Genomic DNA, 24,483 nt, shown 5'->3' on the forward strand with positions numbered 1-24,483 from the left:
CGGCGGCGGTGGCGGCCTCGCTGGGCCTCGCCGCCGGCGCGATCGGCGCGTTGGCCGCCCCTTGGGTGCACGCGAGGCGCAAGCACCTCAGCTGACGGCGTGACGACCAACGGTCGTCACCTACCGAACGGCATGACCGCCGTTGGCGAGCCCTCGGTAGGTACCGACCGTTGGTCGGTACGCCCGTCAGCCCTCATCCATCCGCTGCAGGCCGTCCCCGGCCAGACGCAGGATCAGCTTCTCCAGCATCTGCTCCTCTTCCTCGCTCAGCACCGACATCAGCTTGCGGGTGATCTCGATCACCAGCGGGGCGATGGTCTCGTACACCTCGAAGCCGGCCGCCGACAGCGCCAGCACCGAACGGCGGCGGTCGTCGCCGTGGGTTTCACGCTTGATGAAGCCCCGTTCGAGCAGTCTGGCCACGGCCCGGCTGACCGCCACCTTGTCCATCGCAGTGCGGTCGGAGACCTCGCTGGCCGACGACCCCGGGTACAACGCCAGGATCGTGATCACCCGCCATTCGGGAATCGCCAGGCCATAACGGTCCCCATACAGCTTGGCGATGTTGCCGCTGACCCGGTTGGACAGGACGCTCAGCCGGTAGGGCAGGAACTGCTCCAGGTCGAGCAGGGCGTGCGAGGCACGGATGCTGTGGCTGCTGGGATCGGCTGGGTTCATGCTGCGGTGCACCTTGATGGTGGTTTCATGTGAAACTATAACCTTGTTTCCGGATTCCGCATTCTCGCGGGTCTGCCTTCCGCCCGCACCTGGTTTTTTCCGGGGGTGGGCCGCTTTGGAGCCATGTCATGAGCAGCCAGCCCGCCACCGCGTCGCACGCCCCCAACCCCGGCATGCAGGTCACCACCTTCGAGAACCCGATGGGCATCGACGGGTTCGAGTTCGTCGAGTTCGCCGCGCCCGCCGGTCGCGGCGCCGAACTGCACGACTACTTCCGCAGGATGGGCTTCACCGCCGTGCTGCGCCACAAGCAGCGCGCCATCACCGTGTACCGCCAGGGCGATGTCAATTTCCTGGTCAACGAAGAACCCGACTCGTTCGCCTCCGACTTCGCCGACAAGCATGGCCCGTGTGCCTGTGGCTTCGCCATCCGCTTCAAGAAGCCGGGCGAAGAGGTGCTGCGCATGGCCCTGGGCAACGGTGCCGAAGTCGTCGACTTCAAGCCTGACACCAAGGCCGTGCCGGCGCCGGTGATCAAGGGCATCGGCGACTGCATGCTGTACCTGGTGGACCGCTACGGCGCCGCCGGCAGCATGTTCGATGCCCACTATGCGCCGATCGAGGGCGCCGACCCGCGTCCGGTCGGGTTCGGCCTGACCTTCATCGACCACCTCACCCACAACCTGTATTTCGGCAACATGCAGCAGTGGTCTGACTACTACGAGCGCCTGTTCAACTTCCGCGAGATCCGCTATTTCGACATCAAGGGCCTGAAGACCGGCCTGGTGTCCAAGGCGATGACCGCGCCGGACGGCATCGTGCGCATTCCGCTCAATGAGTCGTCCGATCCGAAGAGCCAGATCAACGAGTACCTGGACGCCTACAAGGGCGAGGGCATCCAGCACATCGCCTGCTTCACCGAGAACATCTACGAGACGGTCGAAGCGATGCGCGCCCAGGGCGTGGAGTTCCTGGACACGCCGGAGACCTACTTCGAGGTGATCGACATGCGCGTACCGGGCCACGGCGAAGACGTGGCGCGGCTGGCAAAGAACAAGATCCTCATCGACGCCGACCCGGAAACCAAGCAGCGCAAGCTGCTGCAGATCTTCACCACCAACTGCATCGGTCCGATCTTCTTCGAGATCATCCAGCGCAAGGGCAACGAAGGCTTCGGCGAGGGCAACTTCACCGCGCTGTTCGAAAGCATCGAGCGCGACCAGATCAAGCGCGGCGTGCTGTAATCCACGAAACGGGGCCGACCATGTCCACCAGCATCGAATCCCGCGGCTACCAGACCGGCTTCGGCAACGAATTCGCCACCGAAGCGGTGGAGGGCGCGCTGCCGGTCGGCCGCAATTCGCCGCAGCGGGTGGCGCAGGGTCTGTACGCCGAGCAGCTGTCGGGCACGGCCTTCACCGCGCCACGCGGCAGCAACCGGCGCAGCTGGCTGTACCGGATCCGCCCGGCGGTGACGCATGGCGAGTTCCAGCCGTATGCGCAGCCGCACCTGCACAGCGACTTCGCGCAGGGGGCGGTGTCGCCCAACCAGCTGCGCTGGGACCCGCTGCCGTTGCCGACCACGCCGACCGACTTCGTCGATGGCCTGTACACCATGGGCGGCAACGGCTCTCCGGATGCGCACGGCGGAGTGGGCATCCACCTGTATGCGGCCACCGCCGACATGCAGGGCCGCTACTTCTACGACGCCGACGGTGAGCTGCTGATCGTGCCGCAGCTCGGCCGCCTGCGCCTGCTCACCGAATTCGGCGTGATCGAGATCGAGCCGCAGCAGATCGCGGTGATTCCGCGCGGCGTGCGCTTCCGCGTGGAACTGCCGGACGGCCAGGCGCGCGGCTACGTCTGCGAGAACTTCGGTGCGCTGCTGAAACTGCCCGACCTCGGCCCGATCGGCTCCAACGGCCTGGCCAATCCACGCGACTTCGAAACCCCGCACGCGGCGTTCGAGGATGTGGACGGCGCCTTCGAGCTGATCGCCAAATTCCAGGGCCAGCTGTGGCGCGCCGACATCGATCACTCCCCGCTGGACGTGGTGGCCTGGCACGGCAACTATGCGCCGTACCGCTACGACCTGCGCCGCTTCAACACCATCGGCTCGATCAGCCACGACCATCCGGATCCGTCGATCTTCCTGGTCCTGCATTCGCCCAGCGACACCCCTGGCACCAGCAACATGGACTTCGCGATCTTCCCGCCGCGCTGGCTGGTGGCACAGGACACGTTCCGGCCACCGTGGTTCCACCGCAACATCGCCAGCGAGTTCATGGGCCTGATCCATGGCGCCTACGACGCCAAGGCCGAGGGTTTCGTGCCCGGCGGCGCGTCCCTGCACAACAGCATGAGCGGACACGGCCCGGATGCGGCGACCTTCGAGAAAGCGTCCGCCGCCGACCTGAGCCGTCCGGATGTGATCAAGGACACCATGGCCTTCATGTTCGAAACCCGTGGCGTGATCCGCCCCACCGCGCAGGCGATGGACGCGGCGCATCGCCAGCGTGGCTACCAGCACTGCTGGCAGGGGCTGAAGAACAACTTCCGCGCCTGAGGAACGCCGGCGCGTCACGCCGGCGGGTCAGCCGGGGATGGCGCCCGCCTGCTCCAGCTCGGCCAGGTGCGTTTCGGGAAGCACTTCGAACACGCGCTGACGCACGCGTTCGCAGTACCCGGGGGAGGTCATGCCCGGCAGTGCGTCCAGCGCGCCGCGCAGGGCGGCAACCACCTGCTCATCGCTGCGCGCCTGCTGCAGGGTGCGCAGCAGCAGGGCCGCCTGCGGGTGGCGCTGCAGTTCCAGGATGCCGATCAGATAGATGCGTGCGGCGACCATCGAGCGTCGGCGTTCGGTGGCCGGGGCGGGCATTGCCGCTTCGGAGGGCGGGGCCACAGGGATCGCCGCTGCCGGCGCAGGTTCGACCGGCGCCATGGACACCAGGTAGCCGGCCTGGATCAGCTGGATCACCATGGCCGGCGCCTCCGGCCCGATCATCGCGGTCAGCTGGGCCAGGTCGCGCTGGCCGTCGCACAGGATCAGCAGGCGCCGCTGGCGCATGGCCAGGGGCGCACGGTGGGCCTGCAGGGCGTCGCGGGCGAGGTCGGTCTTGCACGGTTGCATGGGCATGGGGTCGAAGCGGTGCACGCCGAGCCTGAATGCTGCAGGTGTAACTGTGATGACACGCACGCCCTGCATGCATGGGCTGCACACCTGCCACGCTAGCCTGCGGGCCATCTACAGGAGGACGTGCACATGAAACAGCTGGGAGGCGTATTGGCGCTGGGCGTGGCGCTGGCACTGGGTGGCTGCGAACGCACGCCGGAGACCCCGTCCACCGACGCCCAGGCGGCGACGGTCGAACCGGCGGCGGATACCGCCGCCGCGCCTGCGGCCGCTGGCGCCGCCGCCGCGTCCGCCGACACGGCATCGCAGGGGCCGGCACACCTCGACGGTTACGGTCCGCTGCGCCTCGGCAGCACGCTGGATGAGGTCCGGACCGCGTGGAAGGAACCGTTGCGGGGCGACGTACCGGATGACTATTGCCATGCCCTGCGGCCCGAGGGCAGCCAGGCCGATGACGTGATCCTGATGATCGAGGGCAAGCGCCTGGTCCGCTATGACGTGCGCAACGACCGCATCGCCGCGCCGGGCGGCGGCAAGGTGGGCATGTCGCTTGGACAGCTGCAGACGTTGTATCCGGACCGTGGCGACCTCACCCCGCACAAGTACGACGAACGCGGGCACAACCTGCGCGTGCGCCCGGCGGCCGACGGCGGCGCGGTGGTCAACTTCGAGATCGACGGGGACGGCAAGGTCACCGCCTGGCGGGTCGGCAAGACCCCACAGGTCGATTACGTGGAAGGCTGCTCCTGAGGGATTGCCGGGCAGCGCCCGGCACTACAGAATCGAGCCACGACACCTGGGGATCCACCGATGATCGCTGCTACCGCTTGGTTCCTGCTGGGCCTGCTGCTGCTTGCACTGGGTGGCGACTCCATCGTCAAGGCTGCTTCCGGCCTGGCCCAGCGCTTCGGTGCTTCGCCCTTCGTGGCGGGGCTGTTGCTGGTCACCTTCGGCACGTCGCTGCCGGAACTGGTGGTCAACGCGCGTGCGTTCGTGGTCGGCGCGCAGGACCTGGCGCTGGGCAACGCCGTGGGCAGCAACATCGTCAACGTCGGCCTGACCCTGGCCCTGGCCGCGCTGGCGGCCCCGCTGCTGGTGCGGGCGCGGCTGCTGTCGCCGTTGCTGATCCTGCTGGCCGTGGCCAGCCTGGCGGTGATCGTGTTCGGCCTGGACGGGGTGATCGCGCGCTGGGAAGGCGCGGTGCTGCTGCTGGGCTTCCTGGCGTTGCTGGTGTTCGTGCTGCGCGCTGCGGCCCGGGAGTCCGAACCGGTGCGCGAGGCGATTGCCGCTTACGCCATGACCCGAACCGGCCTGCTGCTCAATGTGATCCGGGTGGTGTTCGCGGCGGTGTGCCTGTACTACGGCGCGCGCTGGATCGTCGGTGCCGCGCCGGTGCTGGGCGCGGGCCTGGGCTGGTCGCCGCTGCTGGTAGGCCTGCTGCCGGTCGCCATCGGCACCGCGCTGCCGGAAGTGGCGGCGGCGATCGTCGCCGCGCGTCGCGGCCAGGGCGACATGGTGTTGGGCCACGTGATCGGCTCGAGCCTGTTCAACCTTCTGGTGGTGGTGGGGGGCATGGCCGCGCTGCGTCCGCTGGCCCTGCCCGAATCGTTCGTGAAGCTCGAGCTGCCGGCCGCCATTGCCTTCGTACTGGTGCTGTACCCGATGCTCAAGGGCGACCTGACCATCAGCCGGCGCGAGGGCGGGATCCTGTTGGTGGCGTTCGTAGCGTGGATCGCGCTGGAGCTGGCGCTGATTTCGTAGAGCCACGCCCTGCGTGGCTGCGCTTCATCCGGAGATCGCGAAGCCACGCAGGGCGTGGCTCTACGAGTGGTTTCGCCACGGATTAGAGATTGTGTTCCGGGGGCGCGGTAGGATCCGTGCGCGTGGCGACGCGTTCGTCGGAAGGGCGCTCCTCTGTCACATTGCGCGGCAACGGCGGCGGCAACGGCGGCGGCAACTGCTCGTCCTTCGCGGTCTCATGCCCCGGCAGGCTCGGTCGCTTTTCCATCATCAGCGACAGCGCGGCCTTGGCCATCATGTGCGCGCTGATCGGCGCGGTGATGAACAGGAACACGGTGATCAGCAGCTCGCGCGGCTGCGGATCTTCGCCGAGGAAGATGTGGTACAGCACCGAACCTAGCAGCACGCAGCCCACGCCCAGCGTGCTGGCCTTGGTCGGCGCGTGCAGGCGCTTGAAGAACGTGTCCAGCTTCACCAGCCCCAGCGCACCGACCAGGATGAAGAAGCAGCCGAACAACAGCAGCAGCGACAGCGCGACCTGGATGAAGGTGATCATTCGACGATGTCCCGGCGCAGCACGAACTTGCTCAGCACCACCGTGCTGCCGAACCCCAGCATGGCGATGACCAGCGCGGCTTCGAAATACACCGCTGAATTCAGGTACATGCCGAACAGCATCAACTCGGCGATGGCCGTGATCGACAGCGTGTCCAGTGCCAGGATCCGGTCCGGCACGGTCGGTCCGCGCAGCAGCCGCCAGGTGGCCAGCAGCGTCGCCAGGCCGACCACGTGCATGCACACCACGATGGTGGTCTGGATGAAGGTGAAACCGGTCATGGGAAGATCTCCATCAGCGGGGCCTCGTAACGGGACTTGATCTGATCGATGAGCGCATCCGGGTCGTCCAGGTGCAGCACGTGTACCAGCAGGTGACGGCGATCGTCGGAGAGCGCGGCCGAGACCGTGCCCGGGGTCAGCGTGATCATGCTGGTGAGCGCGGCGATGCCATGGATGTTGGCGATGTCCAGCGGCAGCCAGATGAAACCGGGGTGGATGCGGCGCTCGGGACCCAGCACCTGGATGGCCACGCGGATGTTGGAAACCAGGATGTCCCACAGGGTGACGCAGATCAGCTTCGGCACCGGCCGCAGCGAGCCGATCTTCGCGAATTCGCGGTCCAGCCGTGCCGCGAACAGTGGCACCACCACGCCCAGCAGCATGCCCAGCAGGATCTGGCCAAGGGTGAAGCTGTCGGACATCAGCACCCAGAAGGCAACTACCGTCACGCTCAGCGACGGCGACGGAACCAGGCGACGGTACAGCGAGCGGCGTGCGTTCATGGCTGGCGGATCTCCGGCGGAGTGGCACGCTCGGCATCCACGTACTGTGCCGGGTGCAGCAGCTGCTCGGCCATGGCGTCGGTGTACTGCATCAGCGGGTTGGCGAACACGCTCATGCCGATGCCATAACAGAGCAGCAGCGCGGCGGCGAACAGTTCCACGGTGCGGGTAGGGGCCTTGCGCGGTGGCGGCACGCCTTCTTCCACGACCGGCACGCGCCAGAACAGCCGGATCCCGCCGCGGGTGATGCCGACGATGACCATCAGGCTGCTGCCCAGCACTGCCGCCCACACCATACCGGTATAGGGCGCGGGCATCCCTGCCAGCAGGGCGGCCTTGGCCAAGAAGCCGGACAGCGGCGGCAGCCCGGCCACCGACACCGCGCCGATCAGGAACAGCACCGCCGGGGTTTCCTTGCCCGGCATCGGCGCGATGATTTCCTTGCGGTCGCTGGCGCCGCCGCGACGGCGGCGGATCAGGTCGGCGATGAGGAACAGCGCGGCGGCCACGAAGGTACTGTGCGGCAGGTAATACAGGCCGGCGGAAAGCACCTCGGGGGTCCGGATCGAGAACGCGATGAACAGCGTCGCCGCCGAGACCACCACCAGGTAGGAGATCAGTACGCGCAGCCGCGCCGCAGCGAGCACGCCCAGCCCACCCAGCAGCAGCGTGGCCACGCCCGCCCACAGCAGCCACTGGCTGCCGTAGCCGGCCATTGCCCCCGCGTCCTCGCCGAACCACAGCGTGCTCACCCGCAGCATCGCGTACAGGCCGACCTTGGTCATGATCGCAAACAGCGCGGCCACCGCCGCCGGCGCGCGCGCGTAGGCTTCGGGCAACCACAGGTACAGCGGCATCAGCGCGGCCTTGCTGCAGAACACCAGCAGCAGCAGGCCCAGCGTGGCCTTGACCAGGGTCAGGTGGGTGGGCGGCACCTCGGCGATGCGCTGCGACAGCTCGGCCATGTTGAGCGAGCCCAGCGACGCGTACAGCAGCCCCAGCGCGATCAGGAACAGGGTCGAGGCAGTGACGTTGAACACCACGTAGTGCAGGCCGATGCGCATGCGCAGGCCGCGACCGCCACTCAGCAGCAGCCCGTAAGAGGCGATCAGCATCACCTCGAAGAACACGAACAGGTTGAAGATGTCGCCGGTCAGGAACGCGCCGTTGAGGCCGACCAGCTGGAACTGGAACAGCGCGTGGAAATGCGGCGCGCGACGGTCCCACCCCGAGCAGGCATGCAGCAGGCACGGAATGGCCAGCAGCAGGGTGGTCAGCAGCATCCAGCTGGACAGCCGGTCGGCGACCAGTGCGATGCCCAGCCGCGAGGGCCAGTCGCCCAGCAGGTACACCGCGATGGTGCCATCGGCGGTCTGCGCGAACAGCAGCGCCACCGACGCGGCCAACGCGGCCAGCGTGGTCCAGGCCACGGTGCGCTGCACCTTCGGCCCATAACGGCGGTGTTCGACGAACAGCGAGCACGCGGCACCGAACAGCGGAACCAGGATCGGCAGGATCACCGCATGGTTCATGCGCCGCCCTCCCGGCCGGGCGCGGTGTCGGGCTTTTCGGCCGCTTCATCCTCGTGCGCGTCGACATGGTCGCTGTGGTTGTCGCTGCGGCTGCGCATGGCCAGCACGATGCTTACCGCGGTCATCGCAAACGCAATGACGATGGCGGTGAGCACCAGCGCCTGTGGCAGCGGGTCGGTGTAGTTGCTCAGGTTGCTGTCCAGGCCTTCCTTCAGCACCGGGGCCTTGCCGGTGACCAGGCGGCCGCCGGAGAAGATCAGCAGGTTGGTGGCATAGGACAGGAACGTCATGCCGAGAATGACGTCGAAACTGCGCGCGCGCAGCAGCAGGTAGATGCCGATCGCACCGAGTACGCCGATCGCACTTGCCAGGGCCAGTTCCATCAGTGCATCTCCCCGGTGCGTGCCGAACGGCGGTTGGGATCGATCTCACCCTTGCGGGCGTTGCGGGTGCGCGAAGGTTTCACCGTGGCCATCATCGACAGCATCAGCATCGCCCCGCCGAACACCACCAGGTACACGCCGGTGTCGAAGCCGATCGCGCTCGCCAGCGGCACCGTGCCGATCAGCGGAATGTCCAGGTCGAGGTGGCCGCTGGTCAGGAACGGCACCCCGAACAGCATCGAGGCGCTGCCGCTGACAATGGCGATCAGAAGACCCGCACCGATGCAGCGGATGTAGTCGAAGCCGAAGCGGGATTCCACCGACGCGGTGCCCTGGATGACGTACTGGATCAGCAGCGGCACCGCCAGCACCAGCCCGGCGATGAAGCCGCCGCCCGGCGCGTTGTGGCCGCGCAGGAACAGGAAGATCGACACGGTGAGGGTCAGCGGGAACATGATCTGGGCAAGATCGGCCGGCACCGGCAGCTTGACCGGCGGCCCTGGCATGACCTGCTCCGGCGCCATCCGCGTGCGTCGGAGCATCGCGTGCACCACCAGCGCGGCGATGCCGAACACGGTGATCTCGCCGAAGGTATCGAAGCCGCGGAAGTCCACCAGGATCACGTTGACCACGTTCTCACCGTAGGCTTCGGGCAGCGCGCGCGCGACCAGTTCGCCGGCCATGGTGTTGGGGGGCAGGGTCATGGCGCTGTAGGCCATTGCCGCCAGGCCGCCGCCACCGATCACCGCGATCAACGCGTCGCGGCGTTTGCGCCAGCGCGACCGCTCCGGCGGCGACTGCGCCGGCAGGTAGTTCATGCCCAGCAGCATCAGTACCAGGGTGACCATTTCCACCAGCAGCTGGGTCAGGGCCAGGTCCGGCGCGGACAGGAACACGAAGGTGAGCGACACCATCAGCCCGACGCCACCGACCACCAGCACCGCGAGCAGGCGCTGCCGGTAGACGAACAGCGCGCCCAGCGCGCAGGCCATCATCACCCCCCACAGCGCCCAGCCCAGCAGCGGAATCGGCTGCGGCGACGGCCAGTTGGGCGAGACCGGGTTGGCCACGAACGGCGCGGCCGCCACCACGATGGCGACCACCACCAGCGCCATCAGCATGCGCTGCAGGCTGCCGTTGGCCAGGCCCTGGGTCAGCCGGTGGGCGAAGCCGAACACCAGGTCCAGCTGCTTGTGGAACAGGTTGCGCCCAATGGCATGGCTGACCACGGCATGCAGGTTGATCAGCCGGCGCAGCCCGAAGTACAGGGCGATGCCACCGAGCACGCCGGCGATGCTCATCACCAGCGGCAGGTTGAAGCCGTGCCACACCGACAGGCTGTAGGCCGGCATGGCCGGACCCAGGATCGAAGAGGCCGCCGCGTGCAGCACCGGTGCCACCGTGATCGCCGGGGCGACGCCGACCGCCACGCACACCACCACCAGGATCTCCACCGGCACCTTCATGAAGCGCGGTGGCTCATGCGGCACCCGGTCCAGGTCGTGCGGGCCCTTGCCGAAGAAGGTGTCGTGCACGAAGCGCAGGCTGTAGGCCACGCCGAGCACGCCGGCCAGCAGCGCGGCGATCGACACCGCGATGCGCATCGGCTCCGGACCCTGCGCGGTGATCGCCTCGGCAAACAGCATTTCCTTGGACAGGAACCCATTGAGCAGCGGGATGCCCGCCATCGCCAGCGAGGCGATGATCGCCAGCGCGCTGGTAAAGGGCATCAGCCTGCGCAGGCCACCCAGCCTGCGCATGTCGCGCGTGCCCGTTTCATGGTCGATGATGCCGGCGGCCATGAACAGCGAGGCTTTGAAGGTGGCGTGGTTGAGGATGTGGAACACGCCGGCCACCACCGCCATCGGCGTGGACAGGCCGAACAGCAGGGTGATCAGGCCCAGGTGCGAAATCGTCGAATAGGCCAGCAGGCCTTTCAGGTCGTGCTGGAAGATCGCGTTCCAGGCGCCGATCAGCAGCGTGAGTGCGCCAATGCCGCTGACCGTATAGAAGAACAGGTCGGTGCCGGCCAGCGCCGGGTGCAGGCGTGCCAGCAGGAACACGCCGGCTTTGACCATGGTGGCCGAGTGCAGGTACGCCGACACCGGGGTCGGCGCGGCCATGGCGTGCGGCAGCCAGAAGTGGAACGGGAACTGCGCGCTTTTGGTGAAAATGCCGGCCAGCACCAGGAACAGGGCCCACGGGTACAGCGCGCTGGCGCGGATCGCATCGCCAGCGGCCAGCACCGCGTCCAGTTCGAAGCTGCCCACGATGCGGCCGATCAGCAGCACGCCGCCGAGCAGGGCCAGGCCACCGCCGCCGGTGACCACCAGTGCCATCCGCGCGCCTTCGCGGGCATCCTGGCGATGCGACCAGAAGCCGATCAGCAGGAACGAGCTGATGCTGGTCATTTCCCAGAACACCATCAGCAACAGCAGGTTGCCCGACAGCACCATGCCCAGCATGGCGCCCATGAACAGCAGCAGGTAGCAGTAGAAGCGGTGAGCGTTGTCGCGCGGGCTCAGGTAGTAGTGGGCATACATCACCACCAGCGCGCCGATCGCCAGCACCATGCCGGCGAACATCCAGGCCAGCCCGTCCAGCCGCAGCGAGAAGGCCAGCCCGATCTGCGGCAGCCAGTCCCCGAAACTGCGCACCACCCCGTCTTCGAGGATCGCGGGGGTCAGGGTGGCGAGCAACGCCAGCCCGCCCACGGGCGCGGCCGCAGCCAGCCAGGCGGCGGTGGGACGGGAACTGCGGCGGAGCACAACCACTGCAACCGCCATCAGGAAGGGCAGCGCGAGCAGCAGGAGAAGGGTCGGATTCATGCAGGGAATGCTGGATTCACGAGCAGGCCTTTCAGTCTAACAGGCGGGGATTTGTCGCCGATATACTCGATTACGCCATCAACTGCATGCAACGTGCGTGATTCATCTTTTTTCGGTGGTGTGAGCACTCCATTCGGGCCCGTTCAAGGCCGTATGGAAACACCGCCAGTGGGGCGGTCCTCGCCATGTGGCTCAGGTTCAGCCCAGCAACCACGGGGCCTCTACCCCGATGCCAGCCTTACCGCCGATGAATGCACCGATCTCCCCGGAGGCCAGCCACAGCCATGCTGGACCCGCTGCCGTGGAGCAGGGGTGAGCTTCATCTCGTTCAGGTTCGGCAGCGATGACGTAGTGCCACGCCCTGCGTGGCAAGCGCAGTCCAATAAATCAGTAGCGCCATCCCATCTGGCGATAGCCCTTGGCCATCACCCAGGCCGGTCCGATCAACAGGTACGTCAGGTCGGTCAGGAAGCTGGGCTTGCGCCCTTCGACCTTGTGGCCGATGAACTGGGCGATCCAGGCCACCACGAACACCCCAAGCCCCAACCAGCCCAGGTTGGCCAGGCCAATCCCCGCTTCCAGCAGGCGGCAGGTGCAGCCGCACACGAACAGCAGGGCCAGCATGCCCAGCCCGAGCCGGCGCGAAAGCTTGTTGTAGAAACACCACGCGGTGAACATCGCCAGCCCCGCCCACACCCCGTACTGGAACCAGGTGATCAGCGGCGGCACGCACCACAGCAGGGCAATCACCGACCACAGGATCGCCGGCACCGCCACCACATGGATGCGCTGGTTCAGCGTGTTGCGGTGGTCGTCGGAATAGCTGGCGAAATAGCGATCGATGGGTCGCACAAGCTGGGTCGTGGTGGACATTGAGCCTCCGGAGTGACCACAGAATACTCCCGACAGCGGACGGGTAGGGCAGGACGGGGCGGGGCGGGGCGGGGCGGGGCGGGTAGAGCGGACTGTTAGTCCGCTGCTCCCCCGCAGCCGACTAACAGTCGGCTCTACCGTTGGAGTGCAGCACGCCGCACTCCATGCCGCCGGATTCGACCGGCGGCATCAATCGACCGAAATACCCGCCAGCCGCTGCAGGGCCTCGGCGTACTTGGCCCGGGTGCGTTCGATGACCTCGGCCGGAATGCTCGGGCCCGGAGCGGTCTTGCCCCAGTCCAGGGTTTCCAGGTAATCGCGGACGAACTGCTTGTCGTAGCTCGGCGGGCTGGTGCCCACTTCGTACTCGTCGGCCGGCCAGTAGCGGGAGGAATCCGGGGTCAGCATCTCGTCCATGATGTACAGGCGCCCATCGGCATCGGTCCCGAACTCGAACTTGGTGTCGGCCAGGATGATGCCGTGCTCGCGGGCGTAATCGGCGGCGAACTTGTAGATGCGCAGGGTGGCGTCGCGCACGCGCTCGGCCAGGTCCGCGCCGACGGTCTTCACCATCGCATCGAAATCGATGTTCTCGTCATGGTCGCCCACGGCCGCCTTGGTCGACGGGGTGAAGATCGGCTCGGGCAGCTGTTCGGCCTGGCGCAGGCCGTCGGGCAGTTCGATGCCACTGACCTTGCCGGTACGCTGATAGTCCTTCCAGCCACTGCCGATCAGGTAGCCACGGGCAATGGCTTCCACCGGCACCGGCTTGAGCTTGCGGGTCACCACCGCGCGCTTGGCGTACAGCGCCGCGTCGACGCCGTCGGGCAGCACGCTGGCCACGTCGATGCCGGTCAGGTGGTTGGGCATCAGGTGGGCGGTCTTGGCGAACCAGAAGTTGGACACCTGGCAGAGCATTTCGCCCTTGCCCGGGATCGGATCGGGAAGCACCACGTCGAAGGCCGACAGACGGTCGGTGGCGACCATCAGCAGGTAGTCCCCCGGCGGCGTGCCGGCGGGCAGCCGTTCGCGCGGAATGTCGAAAACATCACGCACCTTGCCGCGATGGCGCAAGGGCAGGCCGGGGAGATCGGATTGCAACAACGTGGTCGGCACGGGCACTCCTGGGGCTTCGTCGAGACAGCTGTCCAGGGCACCCGGAGGGCCCGCAGGGACAGCGGGCGGCCTAGTGTAAAGCGGGTTGGGGCCGCTGTGACGTAAAATGAGGTTCCTTTGTTGCCGCGGCCGACCCGACGACCATGCGCTGGTACGGAAAACTGCTCGGATTCATCGCCGGGGCCCTGCTTTTCAGGCCCAATCCGCTGTTTGGTGCCGTGGTCGGCCTGCTGATCGGGCATGCCTTCGATTCCGACTGGTTCCGGCTGAACAGGGAGAACCCCTACCGCGAGCTGGGGCTGACCTCCGAGGCCACCGATGCCGAGGTCGATCTGGCCTACCGCCGGCTGATGTCCCAGTACCATCCCGACAAGGTCGTGGGCGCCGCCCCGGAGCTGCGCCAGCAGGCCGAACGCAGGTCGCGCCAGCTCAATGCCGCCTACGACCGCATCAAGACCCTGCGCAAGCGCTGAGCGCGCGCCGCCCCCTCTCCACGTCCTGAAGGCCCCGGCCATGTCCAACTGCATCATTGCCCCGTCCATCCTGTCCGCCAACTTCGCCCGCCTCGGCGAGGAAGTGGACAACGTGCTTGCCGCCGGGGCCGACTGGGTGCATTTCGATGTGATGGACAACCATTACGTGCCGAACCTGACCATCGGCCCGATGGTCTGCCAGGCGCTGCGCAAGCACGGCGTGACCGCGCCCATCGACGTGCACCTGATGGTGGAACCGGTGGACCGCATCATCCCGGACTTCGCCGAAGCGGGTGCCACCTACATCAGCTTCCACCCCGAGGCCAGCCGCCACGTGCACCGCACGATCCAGCTGATCCGCTCGCTGGGCTGCAAGCCGGGCCTGGTGCTCAATCCGGGCACCCCGGTGGACATCCTGGACTGGGTGCTGGACGACCTGGACCTGGTGCTGCTGATGTCGGTCAACCCCGGTTTCGGCGGCCAGGCCTTCATTCCCTCGGCGCTGGACAAGCTGCGCGTGGTGCGCCAGAAGATCGATGCCAGCGGCCGCGACGTGCGCCTGGAAATCGACGGTGGGGTCAAGGCCGACAACATCGGCGCGATCGCCGCCGCCGGCGCCGACGCCTTCGTGGCCGGCTCGGCGATCTTCAACGCGCCGATCAGCTACAAGGACGTGATCGACCAGATGCGCCACAACGTAGCCAAGGCACGGGGCTGAGCATGGGTGCGCCGGCGCTGCAGATCCGCGAGGCCACCGCTGCCGATGCCGCGCTGATCCTGCGCTTCATCCGCGAACTGGCGATCTACGAGAAGGCGGAATCGTCGGTGCAGACCGACGAGGCCGGCATCGTCGCCAGCCTGTTCGGCGAGGGCGCCAAGGCCCGCGCGCTGGTCTGCGAGGCTGGTGGCGAGGCGATCGGCTACGCGGTGTACTTCTACAACTATTCCACCTGGCTGGGCCGCAACGGCATCTACCTGGAAGACCTGTACGTGAGCCCGGCCAGTCGCGGGAGTGGCGCCGGCAAGGCGCTGCTGCAGCACGTCGCACGCCTGGCCGTGGCCCAGGGCTGTGGTCGCTTCGAATGGTCGGTGCTGGACTGGAATGAGCCGGCCATCAAGTTCTATGAAGCCGCCGGTGCCAAGCCGCAGAGCGAGTGGACGGTGTACCGCCTCGAGGGCGAAGCCCTGAAGGCGTTTGCCGGAGGAGGTTGAACGCATGTGCGGCGAAGGCCATGATCGGAGCTATCAATGTTCGAGCTGTAGCCGATAGGGACAAATGCCTTGTCACGCGGATGTCGCCGTAACAGAATTGGTCCATCCAGCCCTCCAAGTACGCCCCCCTACTGATCGCGGGACGGCCGAAACGGGGGCTTTTTTTTGATCACGTTCCGCGGAGGCAAAGGCATGCCCACTGCAGTCCTCATCGACGGCGGCTACTTCATCAAGCGATTTCGGCGGATCGAGCCAGAAAATGCATACAACGCGCCCCGGGCGGCTGATCAGGCCCATCGATGGGCATTGGCGCACCTTCGTTCGCCCACGGGCGAAACAAGGAATCTGTATCGAATCTTCTTCTACGATTGCCCTCCGCTTCTCAAACGGATGCACAATCCGATATCAGGTCAGTGCGTTGACTACTCTCGTTCACCAGAAGCGCTCTTTCGACGGGAGCTGCACGAGAAACTGCGTCAGATGTGCAAGGTTGCCCTGCGACTGGGCCACTTGACCGACTTCAATACGTGGTCTGCCAGCCCCGGGGTACTTGATGATCTGCTGAAGGGACGTCGATGTTTTGCCGATCTTGCGGCCGAAGACGTCCATCCAGTGATAAGGCAGAAAGGGGTGGACATGCGAATAGGCATCGACATCTCTTCCCTCGCCCTGAAGCGGCAGGTTCGTCAGATCATTCTGATGGCCGGCGACGCCGATTTCGTGCCCGCAGCAAAGCTGGCCAGGCGCGAAGGGGTCGACTTCGTATTGGACCCCATGTGGGCCGCCATTCCGCAAGGCCTGGTCGAGCATATAGACGGGATGCGCTCGGTCTGCCCCCGGCCCCAAAAAAAAGACCGCACCCTTGCGAATGCGGCCCTGGGAATAGCGGGAGGCTGATCCTGCCTCCATCCATCTTCCCTGCTATGGACTTCCATTCTCCGGGCGCCCGGTGACCGTTTGATGACGTTCACTGCCCCTGAGCCACCGGCCTGATAGCCTGCGCCTCCCCCTCCCATGGAAGTGCGGTATGCGTGGTCCTCGCTGGCGTCTGATCCTCAATGGCAAGTCCACGGGCAACGTCGAGCTGCGCGAGGCGGTGCATGCGCTTCGCGAGCAGGGTGTGACGCTCGAGGCCAGGGTCACCTGGGAAGATGGCGACGCCGAGCGGTACGTGGCCGAGGCCATCGAGCACGGCGTGGACACCATCATCGCCGCCGGTGGCGACGGGACCCTGAGCGAAGTGGCGGAAACCCTGGCCCACCGCGACGAGGCGGCGGACGCGCTGCCAACCCTGGGACTGGTGCCGCTGGGAACGGCCAATGACTTCGCGACCGCGGCGGGCATTCCCGACGAGCCGATCCAGGCGCTGCAGATGATCCTCGCCCAGCCGGCATGCCCACTGGACCTGCTGCGGATCGACGCCGACGGTGACCTGTGGTGGTGCGCGAACGTGGCCAGCGGGGGCTTCGGCACCGAAGTGACGGTGGAGACCGACGAGGGCCTGAAGAAAGTGCTCGGCGGGCTGGCCTACCTGGTGACCGGCATCTCCCGGCTGGGCCGGATCGAGCCCATCCAGGCCCGGCTGCGCACGCCGGACTTCAGCTGGGAGGGCGGCTTCATCGCGCTGGGCATCGGCAACGGCCGCCAGGCCGGCGGTGGCCAGGTCCTGTGCCCCGAAGCGCTGGTCAATGACGGGCTGCTCGACCTCACCGTGATCCCGGAGCTGAGTGGCGAAGTCGCATCGACGCTCGGCGCATTGATCCGTGGCGGCAAGCAGGGTGCGCTGGAGCAGGTGGCCGAGCGCACCCGCGCGCCGTGGGTGGAAATCGAGGCCGACGAGCCGATGACCCTCAACCTGGACGGCGAACCGGTCCGCGCGCGCCGCTTCCGCATCGACTGCGTCGCAGCACGCGTGCGCATGCACCTGCCGCTCGACAGCGCGCTCCTGCAGTAGCCGTTGCCGCATCACTCGCCGTAGAGCCGGGCTCTGCCCGGCTGCTCTGGCCCTATGCAACTGCGTCACAGCAGCGGAACATCCTCTTCCCGTGACGGGAACTTGAACGCCTCACGCTTCTTGCGGATGTGTTCAGGCATCGGCGGGCGCGGAATGCTGCGCGCGATCAGCCATTGCTGACATTTCTTCTGCCACGGCAGAAGATCGGGCGTGGTGATTTCCCAATAGATGTCTTCCACCATCATCTGGCGCGCGGGACTGCTTGATCCCGACGCAGCGGGTGCAGAAAGGGTCGGGTCCGCGCCGTGCTCCAGCAGCCAGTACGCCGCGTCGAAACCACCGCGGGCGGTATACCAGCTCAACACCGTATCAGCCTTGCCCAGGTTGTTCTCGTTGACCTTCGCGCCCGCTTCCACCAACTGTTGGACGTTCTTCCATTGGTTGCCGTTGATGAACGCCTGGAACAGCAGCGATTCCCCGCCACTGCTCCGCGTGTTGGGGTCGCCGCCATGCTTCAGGAGCAGCTGCAGAAAGGCGGGATCCTCCAACCGGACGGCATATATCATGGTGTTGTTGAACTTGAAGGGTTTGCCGTCGATCTCCCGCACCTGTCGCGCATTCGGATCGGCCCCGTTGTCTAGAACTGCGCGAAGGCCGTCCAGATTGCCTGCGCGGAGCGGCCACGCCACGATGGGGATCCCATCGCGACGGCCGAACGTAGAGTCAGGATCGACCCCTTCATCTTTGATCAAGCGGCGGACGGCTTCCGCGTCACCCGTCTCGGTTGCGACGGCGAGCTGCAACGCCTTGTCGTTGAAATAGTCGCCAGCGCCATGTGAAGAAGACGCCGCGCAGCCACTGACCAGATGCAAGGCCAGAAGCGCCATTACAGCAAGTGCAATTTTCACGGCGATGGTCGTCAGAGGGCGTGGAAGTAGTCTCAACTTTGGTACTCGGAAGGATCAGGATGGCCAAAATCTTCAGAGAAGAGGGACGTCCTCTTCTTTGGTTGGGAACCCAAAGGCTTCACGCTTCTTGCGGATGTTCTCAGGCATCGGTGGACGCGGGATGTTTCGTGCGATCAGCCAATGCTGACACCTCTTCTGCCACGGAAGCAGGTCGGGTGTTGTGATTTCCCAGTAGATGTCTTCGACCATCTTCCGCCTGGCGGTGCCATCCGATCTACTGGCCGCCTGCTTCGTAATCGTGGGATCCGCGCCATGCTCAAGCAGCCAGTAGGCCGAATCGAATCCCCCTCGTCTTGTGTACCAGCTCAGAACCGTGTCATCGCCCATGCTCAGGCTGGATTCGTTGATGTTCGCGCCGTTCTCAATCAGCGTCTGGATGTTCTTCCACTGGTTCCCACTAAGGAATGCCTGAAGCAGGAGAGTCTCATTGTTGATGTTGCGCGTGTTCGGGTCGCCGCCATGTTTGAGCAGAAGCTCAAGGTAGCTTGGATCGTCCATTTTGGCTGCGTAGACCATCGCATTGTTGAAGTAAATCATCTCTCCATTCATGTGCTTGGACTCACGCACATTAGGATCAGCGCCAGCCTCAAGCAGCGCCCTTAGTCCCGCCAGGCTGCGGGCGCGTAGTGGCCACGCAATCAGTGGTATGCCATCGCGGCGTGCAAAGGAAGAGTCGGGATCTACGCCTTCATCTTTGATCAAGTGGCGGATGGTCTCCGCGTCCCCAGTCTCGGTCGCGACGGCAAGCTGCAACGCTTTGCCGTTGAAATATTCGCCAGCGCCATGTGAAGACGACGCCGCGCAGCCACTGACCATGAGCAAAGTAAGTAGCGCCATGGCGGCGAGCGCATTTTTCCTGAAAACGGTGGTTGCAGGGGGCGAAACTAGTCTCAATTCTCGTCCTCGAAAGGGGGCAGGATGGGCAAGTCTTTAGAGAAGAGGCACGTCTTCTTCTTTGGTTGGGAACCCAAACGCTTCACGCTTCTGCCGGATGCCATCCGGCATGGGCGGCCGTGGAATATCCCGAGCGACCAGCCACTGCTGGCACTTCTTCTGCCAGGGCAGGAGATCTGGCGTGGTCACACCCCAATAGATGTGCTCCGCCATGATCATTCGATTGGGCTTGCCCGACGTTTCAGGCGGGGTGAGCATGATCGTCGGATCCGCACCATGCTCCACCAACCAGTACGCATGTTCAAAGGCGCCGCGAGTGGTATACCAGCTCAGCACTGCATCGGCGCTCCCCCGATTTGCCTGATTGATGTTCGCACCATTCTCGACCAGTAGTTTGACGTTCTTCCACCGGTTGCCAGAGATGAAGGCCTGGAACAACAAGGTCTCGTTGGCAGAGTTGCGAGTGTTGGCATCCCCGCCATGCTTGAGAAGACGCTCAAGGAAGCGTGGATCGTCCATCTTGGCGGCGTAGACCATCGCGTTGTTGAAGCGGAGTTCGCGACCCTCCACTTGCTTCACCTCGCGCGCATTCGGGTCGGCGCCGTTTTCCAGAAGTGCGCGCAGTCCCTCCAGGTTCCCTGCGCGCAGGGGCCATGCGACCAAGGGAATACCGTCGCGCTTGGCGAAGATACTGTCGGGGTCGACCCCTTCATCTTTGATCAGTCGGCGAATGGTTTGCATGTCGCCGGTTTCGGTCGCGATAGCCAACTCCAATGCCTTCCCATCGAAGTAGTCATCGGCGCCATGCGAAGAAGCTGCCGTGCAGCCGCTGAACACAAAAAAGCATCAGCCATGCGGTTACCGCCAGCGCGGCCTGCACTACATGAGTCGCTTCAACATTTGGCAAGCCTTTCAACGCCGGTGCTCCGAGGATTCAGGATAGATGCCTTGTCAGAGAAGGGGGACATCCTCTTCTCTCGTGGGGAACCCAAAGGCTTCACGCTTCTTGCGGATGTGCTCAGGCATCGGTGGGCGCGGGATGTTTCGTGCGACCAGCCATTCCTGGCACTTCTTCTGCCAAGCCAGAAGTTCGGGCGTGGTGACGCCCCAGTAAATCTCCTCAACCATCATCTGTCGCGATGGAAGGTTGGATCCAGCGGGCGGGCGCGACGGAATGGTCGGGTCTGCGCCATGCTCCAGCAGCCAATAGGCAGAATCAAATCCACCCCGGCTGGTGTACCAACTCAGAACCGTGTCATCTCCCTTGCTGAGGTTGGACTCGTTGATGTTCGCGCCATGCTCCAGCAACGTCTGGATGTTCTTCCATTGATTGCCGCTGAGGAGCGCCTGCAACATCAGCGTTTCATTGGCAGAATTGCGCGTATTTGGATCTCCACCATGTTGCAGGAGCAACTCCAGGAATCGCGGGTCTTCCATTTTCGCGGCGTAGACCATCGCGTTGTTGAAGTGAATCTCCCTGCCGTTCATCTGTTTCACTTCGCGCGCATTCGGATCGGCCCCGTTGTCCAGAAGTGCGCGAAGGCCTTCCAGATTGCCTGCGCGGAGCGGCCACGCCACGATGGGGATCCCATCGCGACGCCCGAACGTAGAGTCGGGATCGACCCCCGCATCCTTGATCAAGCGGCGGACGGCGTCCGCGTCCCCCGTCTCGGTAGCAACGGCGAGCTGCAACGCCTTGCCGTCGAAATAGTCGCCAGCGCCATATGAAGACGATGCCGCGCAGCCACTGACAAGAAGCATAGTCAGAAATGCGATAGCAGCGGATGCAATCTTCGCGGCATGGAATGCTTCAGGAGCGGGAAGTATTCTCAACTCTGAGGCTCGGAGAGGTTAGGGAGGGGCGCATTCTTAAAGAAGCGGAACATCCTCTTCTCTCGTTGGGAAGCCAAAAGCTTCGCGCTTCTGCCTGATTCCGTCTGGCATTGGCGGACGCGGGATGTTGCGCTCGATCAGCCACTGCTGGCACTTCTTCTGCCACGGCAGAAGATCCGGAGTGGTGATGCCCCAGTAGATGTGTTCCGCAACGAACATGCGGTCCGGCTCGCCGATTGATGACTTGAGCATCACGCTCGGGTCCGCGCCGTGCTCGAGAAGCCAGTAAACGTGTTCGAAGGCGCCACGTCCGCTGTACCAGCTGACAGGGGTATCGGAAGGGCCGAGGCTGGGCTCATTCACGTCCGCGCCGCCCTCGACCAAGTGCTTAACGTTGCTCCACTGGTTGCCGCTGATGAATGCCTGGTAGAGCAATGTTTCGTTGTTGGAGTTGCGCGTGTTGGGGTCGCCACCATGCTTCAGGAGCAATGCGAGAAAGCGCGGGTCGTCCATCTTGGCGGCGTAGACCATGGCATTGTTGAAGTGGACCACCTCACCGTTCATCTGCTTCACCAGCCGCGCATTGGGGTCTGCGCCGTTTTCCAACATGGCGCGCAAGCCATCTAGGTTCTTGGCCCGCAAGGGCCACGCCAGCAGTGGAACGCCATCGCGGCTGGAAAATGACTTGTCGGGTTCAACACCGTCGTCCTTGATGAGCCGCCGAATGGCATCTACATCGCCGTCTTCGCTGGCGATCGCCAGCTTCAACTCGCTTCCCGAGAAATACTGGTCTGCACCATGTGCGGACGTCGCGGCGCACCCACTGAGCGCAAAAAGTGTGAGCCATGCCGCACTTAGAAGGGTTTTTGTCATCAAGTTGTGAAGGCCCGCGCGCATGATCATCCTGATGTTGAGCCCCTGAAGGGGTGACATTAGCAAAACGTTCTGTTATTCGATAACCAGCGCGGCTCGGGGGAACGCGCGCCTTCACCGTGCAATGGAGCTTGCCATGAGTGGTCCCGATACTGAAACGCGCGCCCGCGCCATCCACGAACAGAGTCGTCTTGTCGAGCAGCTGCGTGAAAGCGGCAACGATAGCGAAGCGGATCGTCTGCAGGAAACCTACCATGCGAGCGAGATGGCCGGTCTTGCCGCCGATGTTTATCAATCAGCCAAGGGTGATGGCAAACCACCTGTCGGTTGGATCCGCGCCAGTGCTGATCCGGAGGCCCTTCGAGCCGCTGGCATCAATATGACGGATGAAGAAGTTCGCAATCATCTCAGCCCCACGCAGTCTGGGTTCCGCGCAGAGATTTACATTCCTGACAAGGGCGTATTGGGTGAGGGGGCCAAGCCGGTCGTCGTATTCAAAGGCTCGACAGGCGAAATCATCGATCCTTCCGTTCCGAGTGGTCGGCGCGAATCTGGCGGCGAGGACTTCCTCAACAATGGCCAGCAGGGTATTGGCATGCGTAGCGATTACTACGATCGCGCGATGACGCTGGCGGTACGCCTGCAAGACCGGGTCGGCAACAACTTCGAAATCGCCGGCCATTCCCTCGGCGGCGGCATGGCCTCCGCCGCCTCCGCCGTCACCGGAGCCCGTGCCACTACCTTCAACGCGGCTGGCCTGCACCCCGACACGCCCGTGCGTTTCGCCAAAGAAAACGGTCTGCCGACCTTCAATCCGCAGCAGACGGTGCACACCTACCAGGCCGCTGGCGAGGTGTTGAATGATGTACAGAACGGCATGCAGAAGCTCAGCGACGAACAGCGCCGGGGCTACGGTGTGCTCGCCAATGAAATGGGCATGCTGCTGAAAGAGCCGGCCATGCAGAAGCTGGTCGGCGACAAGCTTCGCGAGATGATGCCGGCGGGGGCGCAGACCTCGGCCGCGCAGTTCGTCGAACAGCTGGCAACCAAGCCTGGGCAGGAGGCGCTGCGGAACATCCCCGTGGCGGCGGGCAAGCTTGAGTTGTTGCTTGACTCCAAGATGGTCGACAAAAGTGACAAGGACGCCAGCATCGTCGACCGCCCGAACGTGGCGGCACCCAGCCAGGTGGCCGAGCTTGCGGGCCCGCTGTCACACGCGCTGCATGCCACTGGCTACGGTATGCGCGGTGGCCGCATCATCGGCGAGCAGGTCGAGCGGGTCGGCGCAGCTGGCGCGCACGTGCTGGACAAGGCAGGCGATGGTGCCGAGGTCGTGCTCAAGACCCAGGGTATGGCGATTGGCCAAGTGGTGAACTTCGGTTCTGCCACCCTGCAGGTCGGCACCAAAGCCGGCACCACTGTGATCGCGTCCGGACGCGAGCTGACCGGCGGCATCGAAGCCACCCTGCATCGGGCCGAATCGCAGGCGCGCTCGGGTGGCATGTCGGCACTGTCATGGATTACCGACAAGGTCGGCTTGGACAGCGTGTCCGAGCGTCTGGCCAAGGAAGCCGAGCGCACCCGCCACGACGGCGAACACCGGGCACAAAGCGCCACCCGCCACGCGCAGTCCGACGCAGACGGCATCCGTGCGGTGGGCGACCGCAGTGCCGCCGCCATTGGCCAGAATGGTCAGTGGGTGGCGGGCAAGCTGCAGAACGGGTTCGCCACCGCCGGCGCCTATGTGGACAGCGGTTACGATCTGGCTGCGTCCCATGTGAAAGGCATCAGCTCGCACGCTCCGGCCGTCTTCGCTACGGTGGGCGGAGCAGGGGCAGGTCTCACCACGGCCGCGGCTACCCACGTGCCGGCGGGGCCGCCACCGCTGGCGCTGCACAACCTCTCAAACCTCGCCAGGTCTGCGCGGGTGATCGAGGGGCTCAGCCCTTCCTTTGGCGAGGCGGCAGCGCGCCACGGCATGACCGATACCGTCATTCCCAGCCTGGATGCCGAGCTCATCAAACAGGAAGCGCAGGCCCGCGCGCTGCTGGAACAGCACGAACGCATCCAGCACCCGACGGAGAAGCACGCGGCCATCGCCGCCGAGCCGTCCACGCTGGTGGTCGGCATCAACGATCCGGACCACAGGCAGTACCACATGTTCCAAGGCGCCCAAGCCGGGGTGCACGGCATCGATGCCGCCCACAACCGCGTGCCCGACCTGCAGAGTGACCAGCTGGCCGGTGCGCTGGCGGCGAAGGCCACGCAGGAGGGTCTGGAACGCATCGAGCGGGTCGTGCTCAGCGAGGACCGCACCCGCGTGTTCGCGGTGGATACCCAGGACCTCACCTCCGTGCACCGCCACCTGGCCCAGGTGGACGTGGTGGCCGGGCGCCAGCAGCCGCTCAGCGTGAGCACCGAGCAGGTGGCCGAGGTCAACCGGCAGCAGGAACGCGCCGCTGCTGCTCCGGCGCTGGTGGCCGACCTGGGGGCCGAGCAGCAGCGCGAGCAGGAGCAGCAGGCCGCGCGCCGGATGGGATGAGGCGGGGCAGCTGGGGACCGGCGGGGACGACGGGACCGCCGGGGGCTGGAACAGCTGGAACAGCTGGAACAGCTGGAACAGCTGGTACCAGGGTAGCGCCGACTGTTAGTC

General features: G+C 65.3%; 25 protein-coding genes. 10 read left to right on the forward strand and 15 right to left on the reverse strand.

Going from position 1 to position 24,483, the window contains the following annotated elements; all coding sequences use genetic code 11:
- Positions 1-186: 186 nt before the first annotated feature.
- Positions 187-678: a MarR family winged helix-turn-helix transcriptional regulator gene (locus RWO33_RS11485; RefSeq protein ID WP_145478901.1), complete on the reverse strand. Its 492-nt coding sequence runs from the start codon at positions 676-678 to the stop codon at positions 187-189.
- A gap of 128 nt (positions 679-806) precedes the next feature.
- Between RWO33_RS11485 and hppD the strand changes: the two genes are divergently transcribed.
- Together hppD and hmgA are read left to right on the forward strand one after the other, a co-directional pair.
- The gene (hppD, locus tag RWO33_RS11490; protein ID WP_314104937.1) at positions 807-1,922 is read left to right on the forward strand and encodes a 4-hydroxyphenylpyruvate dioxygenase; all 1,116 of its coding nucleotides are present in this window, start codon (positions 807-809) and stop codon (positions 1,920-1,922) included.
- A 20-nt stretch (positions 1,923-1,942) separates the two neighbouring features.
- The gene (gene hmgA / locus RWO33_RS11495; protein ID WP_314104938.1) at positions 1,943-3,244 is read left to right on the forward strand and encodes a homogentisate 1,2-dioxygenase; all 1,302 of its coding nucleotides are present in this window, start codon (positions 1,943-1,945) and stop codon (positions 3,242-3,244) included.
- 27 nt (positions 3,245-3,271) lie between these two features.
- On the opposite strand, the gene RWO33_RS11500 is transcribed toward hmgA, so the two are convergent.
- Complete coding sequence (locus RWO33_RS11500; RefSeq protein WP_314104956.1) at positions 3,272-3,808, reverse strand: hypothetical protein; 537 nt, start codon at positions 3,806-3,808, stop codon at positions 3,272-3,274.
- A gap of 132 nt (positions 3,809-3,940) precedes the next feature.
- On the opposite strand from RWO33_RS11500, the gene RWO33_RS11505 reads away from it, so the two are divergent.
- A complete protein-coding gene (locus tag RWO33_RS11505; RefSeq protein ID WP_314104939.1) occupies positions 3,941-4,561 on the forward strand; it encodes a hypothetical protein in 621 nt (206 codons plus the stop codon).
- Positions 4,562-4,621: 60 nt separating this feature from the next.
- Positions 4,622-5,572, forward strand: a complete 951-nt coding sequence (locus RWO33_RS11510) for a sodium:calcium antiporter (RefSeq protein WP_145478904.1) — start codon at positions 4,622-4,624, stop codon at positions 5,570-5,572.
- A gap of 82 nt (positions 5,573-5,654) precedes the next feature.
- On the opposite strand, the gene RWO33_RS11515 is transcribed toward RWO33_RS11510, so the two are convergent.
- The 8 genes from RWO33_RS11515 to RWO33_RS11550 form a co-directional block, all read right to left on the reverse strand.
- The gene (locus RWO33_RS11515; protein WP_314104940.1) at positions 5,655-6,107 is read right to left on the reverse strand and encodes a Na+/H+ antiporter subunit G; all 453 of its coding nucleotides are present in this window, start codon (positions 6,105-6,107) and stop codon (positions 5,655-5,657) included.
- Entirely contained in the window at positions 6,104-6,388 is a 285-nt protein-coding gene (locus RWO33_RS11520; protein WP_314104941.1) for a K+/H+ antiporter subunit F, read from the reverse strand. The genes RWO33_RS11515 and RWO33_RS11520 overlap by 4 nt, the downstream gene beginning before the upstream one ends.
- Complete coding sequence (locus RWO33_RS11525) at positions 6,385-6,891, reverse strand: Na+/H+ antiporter subunit E (RefSeq protein WP_314104942.1); 507 nt, start codon at positions 6,889-6,891, stop codon at positions 6,385-6,387. Before RWO33_RS11525 ends, RWO33_RS11520 begins: the two co-directional genes overlap by 4 nt.
- Positions 6,888-8,423, reverse strand: coding sequence for a monovalent cation/H+ antiporter subunit D (locus RWO33_RS11530; protein ID WP_314104943.1), 1,536 nt, complete (start codon positions 8,421-8,423; stop codon positions 6,888-6,890). Before RWO33_RS11530 ends, RWO33_RS11525 begins: the two co-directional genes overlap by 4 nt.
- Positions 8,420-8,806, reverse strand: a complete 387-nt coding sequence (locus tag RWO33_RS11535) for a Na+/H+ antiporter subunit C (protein WP_145478909.1) — start codon at positions 8,804-8,806, stop codon at positions 8,420-8,422. Before RWO33_RS11535 ends, RWO33_RS11530 begins: the two co-directional genes overlap by 4 nt.
- Positions 8,806-11,634 (reverse strand): monovalent cation/H+ antiporter subunit A, encoded by a 2,829-nt coding sequence (locus tag RWO33_RS11540; protein WP_314104944.1) that lies wholly within the window; start codon positions 11,632-11,634, stop codon positions 8,806-8,808. Before RWO33_RS11540 ends, RWO33_RS11535 begins: the two co-directional genes overlap by 1 nt.
- Positions 11,635-12,021: 387 nt before the next feature.
- Positions 12,022-12,507, reverse strand: a complete 486-nt coding sequence (locus RWO33_RS11545; RefSeq protein WP_314104945.1) for an Mpo1-like protein — start codon at positions 12,505-12,507, stop codon at positions 12,022-12,024.
- A 189-nt stretch (positions 12,508-12,696) separates the two neighbouring features.
- Positions 12,697-13,623 carry a phosphoribosylaminoimidazolesuccinocarboxamide synthase gene (locus RWO33_RS11550; RefSeq protein WP_314104946.1) on the reverse strand — a complete coding sequence of 309 codons (927 nt, stop codon included), beginning with the start codon at positions 13,621-13,623 and terminating at the stop codon, positions 12,697-12,699.
- A gap of 143 nt (positions 13,624-13,766) precedes the next feature.
- On the opposite strand from RWO33_RS11550, the gene RWO33_RS11555 reads away from it, so the two are divergent.
- From RWO33_RS11555 to yegS, 5 genes are all read left to right on the forward strand, one after another.
- Positions 13,767-14,096, forward strand: coding sequence for a DnaJ domain-containing protein (locus RWO33_RS11555; RefSeq protein WP_070207432.1), 330 nt, complete (start codon positions 13,767-13,769; stop codon positions 14,094-14,096).
- 40 nt (positions 14,097-14,136) lie between these two features.
- Entirely contained in the window at positions 14,137-14,814 is a 678-nt protein-coding gene (gene rpe / locus RWO33_RS11560) for a ribulose-phosphate 3-epimerase (RefSeq protein WP_068854293.1), read from the forward strand.
- A gap of 2 nt (positions 14,815-14,816) precedes the next feature.
- On the forward strand, positions 14,817-15,308 hold the full coding sequence (locus RWO33_RS11565; RefSeq protein ID WP_314104947.1) for a GNAT family N-acetyltransferase: 492 nt from the start codon (positions 14,817-14,819) through the stop codon (positions 15,306-15,308).
- A gap of 192 nt (positions 15,309-15,500) precedes the next feature.
- A complete protein-coding gene (locus RWO33_RS11570; RefSeq protein WP_314104948.1) occupies positions 15,501-16,205 on the forward strand; it encodes an NYN domain-containing protein in 705 nt (234 codons plus the stop codon).
- A gap of 130 nt (positions 16,206-16,335) precedes the next feature.
- The gene (gene yegS / locus RWO33_RS11575) at positions 16,336-17,262 is read left to right on the forward strand and encodes a lipid kinase YegS (RefSeq protein ID WP_314104949.1); all 927 of its coding nucleotides are present in this window, start codon (positions 16,336-16,338) and stop codon (positions 17,260-17,262) included.
- A 65-nt stretch (positions 17,263-17,327) separates the two neighbouring features.
- Here the strand turns inward: yegS and RWO33_RS11580 are convergent, their stop codons facing one another.
- From RWO33_RS11580 to RWO33_RS11600, 5 genes are all read right to left on the reverse strand, one after another.
- A complete protein-coding gene (locus RWO33_RS11580) occupies positions 17,328-18,170 on the reverse strand; it encodes an ankyrin repeat domain-containing protein (RefSeq protein ID WP_314104950.1) in 843 nt (280 codons plus the stop codon).
- Between the two features lie 72 nt (positions 18,171-18,242).
- Entirely contained in the window at positions 18,243-19,067 is an 825-nt protein-coding gene (locus RWO33_RS11585) for an ankyrin repeat domain-containing protein (RefSeq protein ID WP_314104951.1), read from the reverse strand.
- Between the two features lie 93 nt (positions 19,068-19,160).
- Positions 19,161-19,961, reverse strand: coding sequence for an ankyrin repeat domain-containing protein (locus tag RWO33_RS11590; RefSeq protein ID WP_314104952.1), 801 nt, complete (start codon positions 19,959-19,961; stop codon positions 19,161-19,163).
- 114 nt (positions 19,962-20,075) lie between these two features.
- On the reverse strand, positions 20,076-20,885 hold the full coding sequence (locus tag RWO33_RS11595) for an ankyrin repeat domain-containing protein (protein ID WP_314104953.1): 810 nt from the start codon (positions 20,883-20,885) through the stop codon (positions 20,076-20,078).
- A gap of 108 nt (positions 20,886-20,993) precedes the next feature.
- Positions 20,994-21,890 (reverse strand): ankyrin repeat domain-containing protein, encoded by an 897-nt coding sequence (locus RWO33_RS11600; protein WP_314104954.1) that lies wholly within the window; start codon positions 21,888-21,890, stop codon positions 20,994-20,996.
- Between the two features lie 76 nt (positions 21,891-21,966).
- On the opposite strand from RWO33_RS11600, the gene RWO33_RS11605 reads away from it, so the two are divergent.
- Complete coding sequence (locus RWO33_RS11605; protein WP_314104955.1) at positions 21,967-24,372, forward strand: XVIPCD domain-containing protein; 2,406 nt, start codon at positions 21,967-21,969, stop codon at positions 24,370-24,372.
- Positions 24,373-24,483 lie beyond the last annotated feature (111 nt).

The organism is uncultured Stenotrophomonas sp., from assembly GCF_963519925.1.
GTDB lineage: Bacteria > Pseudomonadota > Gammaproteobacteria > Xanthomonadales > Xanthomonadaceae > Stenotrophomonas > Stenotrophomonas maltophilia_AE.

Bases quoted from the DNA above. Each gene is read 5' to 3' on its own strand.
- RWO33_RS11545 (WP_314104945.1), bottom strand. From the start codon at position 12,507: ATGTCCACCACGACCCAGCTTGTGCGACCCATCGATCGCTATTTCGCC.
- RWO33_RS11520 (WP_314104941.1), bottom strand. From the start codon at position 6,388: ATGACCGGTTTCACCTTCATCCAGACCACCATCGTGGTGTGCATGCAC.
- RWO33_RS11530 (WP_314104943.1), bottom strand. From the start codon at position 8,423: ATGAACCATGCGGTGATCCTGCCGATCCTGGTTCCGCTGTTCGGTGCC.
- RWO33_RS11535 (WP_145478909.1), bottom strand. From the start codon at position 8,806: ATGGAACTGGCCCTGGCAAGTGCGATCGGCGTACTCGGTGCGATCGGC.
- RWO33_RS11505 (WP_314104939.1), top strand. From the start codon at position 3,941: ATGAAACAGCTGGGAGGCGTATTGGCGCTGGGCGTGGCGCTGGCACTG.
- hppD (WP_314104937.1), top strand. From the start codon at position 807: ATGAGCAGCCAGCCCGCCACCGCGTCGCACGCCCCCAACCCCGGCATG.
- RWO33_RS11540 (WP_314104944.1), bottom strand. From the start codon at position 11,634: ATGAATCCGACCCTTCTCCTGCTGCTCGCGCTGCCCTTCCTGATGGCG.
- RWO33_RS11525 (WP_314104942.1), bottom strand. From the start codon at position 6,891: ATGAACGCACGCCGCTCGCTGTACCGTCGCCTGGTTCCGTCGCCGTCG.
- yegS (WP_314104949.1), top strand. From the start codon at position 16,336: ATGCGTGGTCCTCGCTGGCGTCTGATCCTCAATGGCAAGTCCACGGGC.
- RWO33_RS11600 (WP_314104954.1), bottom strand. From the start codon at position 21,890: ATGTCACCCCTTCAGGGGCTCAACATCAGGATGATCATGCGCGCGGGC.
- RWO33_RS11500 (WP_314104956.1), bottom strand. From the start codon at position 3,808: ATGCAACCGTGCAAGACCGACCTCGCCCGCGACGCCCTGCAGGCCCAC.
- RWO33_RS11485 (WP_145478901.1), bottom strand. From the start codon at position 678: ATGAACCCAGCCGATCCCAGCAGCCACAGCATCCGTGCCTCGCACGCC.
- hmgA (WP_314104938.1), top strand. From the start codon at position 1,943: ATGTCCACCAGCATCGAATCCCGCGGCTACCAGACCGGCTTCGGCAAC.
- rpe (WP_068854293.1), top strand. From the start codon at position 14,137: ATGTCCAACTGCATCATTGCCCCGTCCATCCTGTCCGCCAACTTCGCC.
- RWO33_RS11565 (WP_314104947.1), top strand. From the start codon at position 14,817: ATGGGTGCGCCGGCGCTGCAGATCCGCGAGGCCACCGCTGCCGATGCC.
- RWO33_RS11510 (WP_145478904.1), top strand. From the start codon at position 4,622: ATGATCGCTGCTACCGCTTGGTTCCTGCTGGGCCTGCTGCTGCTTGCA.
- RWO33_RS11515 (WP_314104940.1), bottom strand. From the start codon at position 6,107: ATGATCACCTTCATCCAGGTCGCGCTGTCGCTGCTGCTGTTGTTCGGC.
- RWO33_RS11570 (WP_314104948.1), top strand. From the start codon at position 15,501: ATGCCCACTGCAGTCCTCATCGACGGCGGCTACTTCATCAAGCGATTT.
- RWO33_RS11595 (WP_314104953.1), bottom strand. From the start codon at position 20,885: ATGCTTCTTGTCAGTGGCTGCGCGGCATCGTCTTCATATGGCGCTGGC.
- RWO33_RS11585 (WP_314104951.1), bottom strand. From the start codon at position 19,067: ATGGCGCTACTTACTTTGCTCATGGTCAGTGGCTGCGCGGCGTCGTCT.
- RWO33_RS11555 (WP_070207432.1), top strand. From the start codon at position 13,767: ATGCGCTGGTACGGAAAACTGCTCGGATTCATCGCCGGGGCCCTGCTT.
- RWO33_RS11605 (WP_314104955.1), top strand. From the start codon at position 21,967: ATGAGTGGTCCCGATACTGAAACGCGCGCCCGCGCCATCCACGAACAG.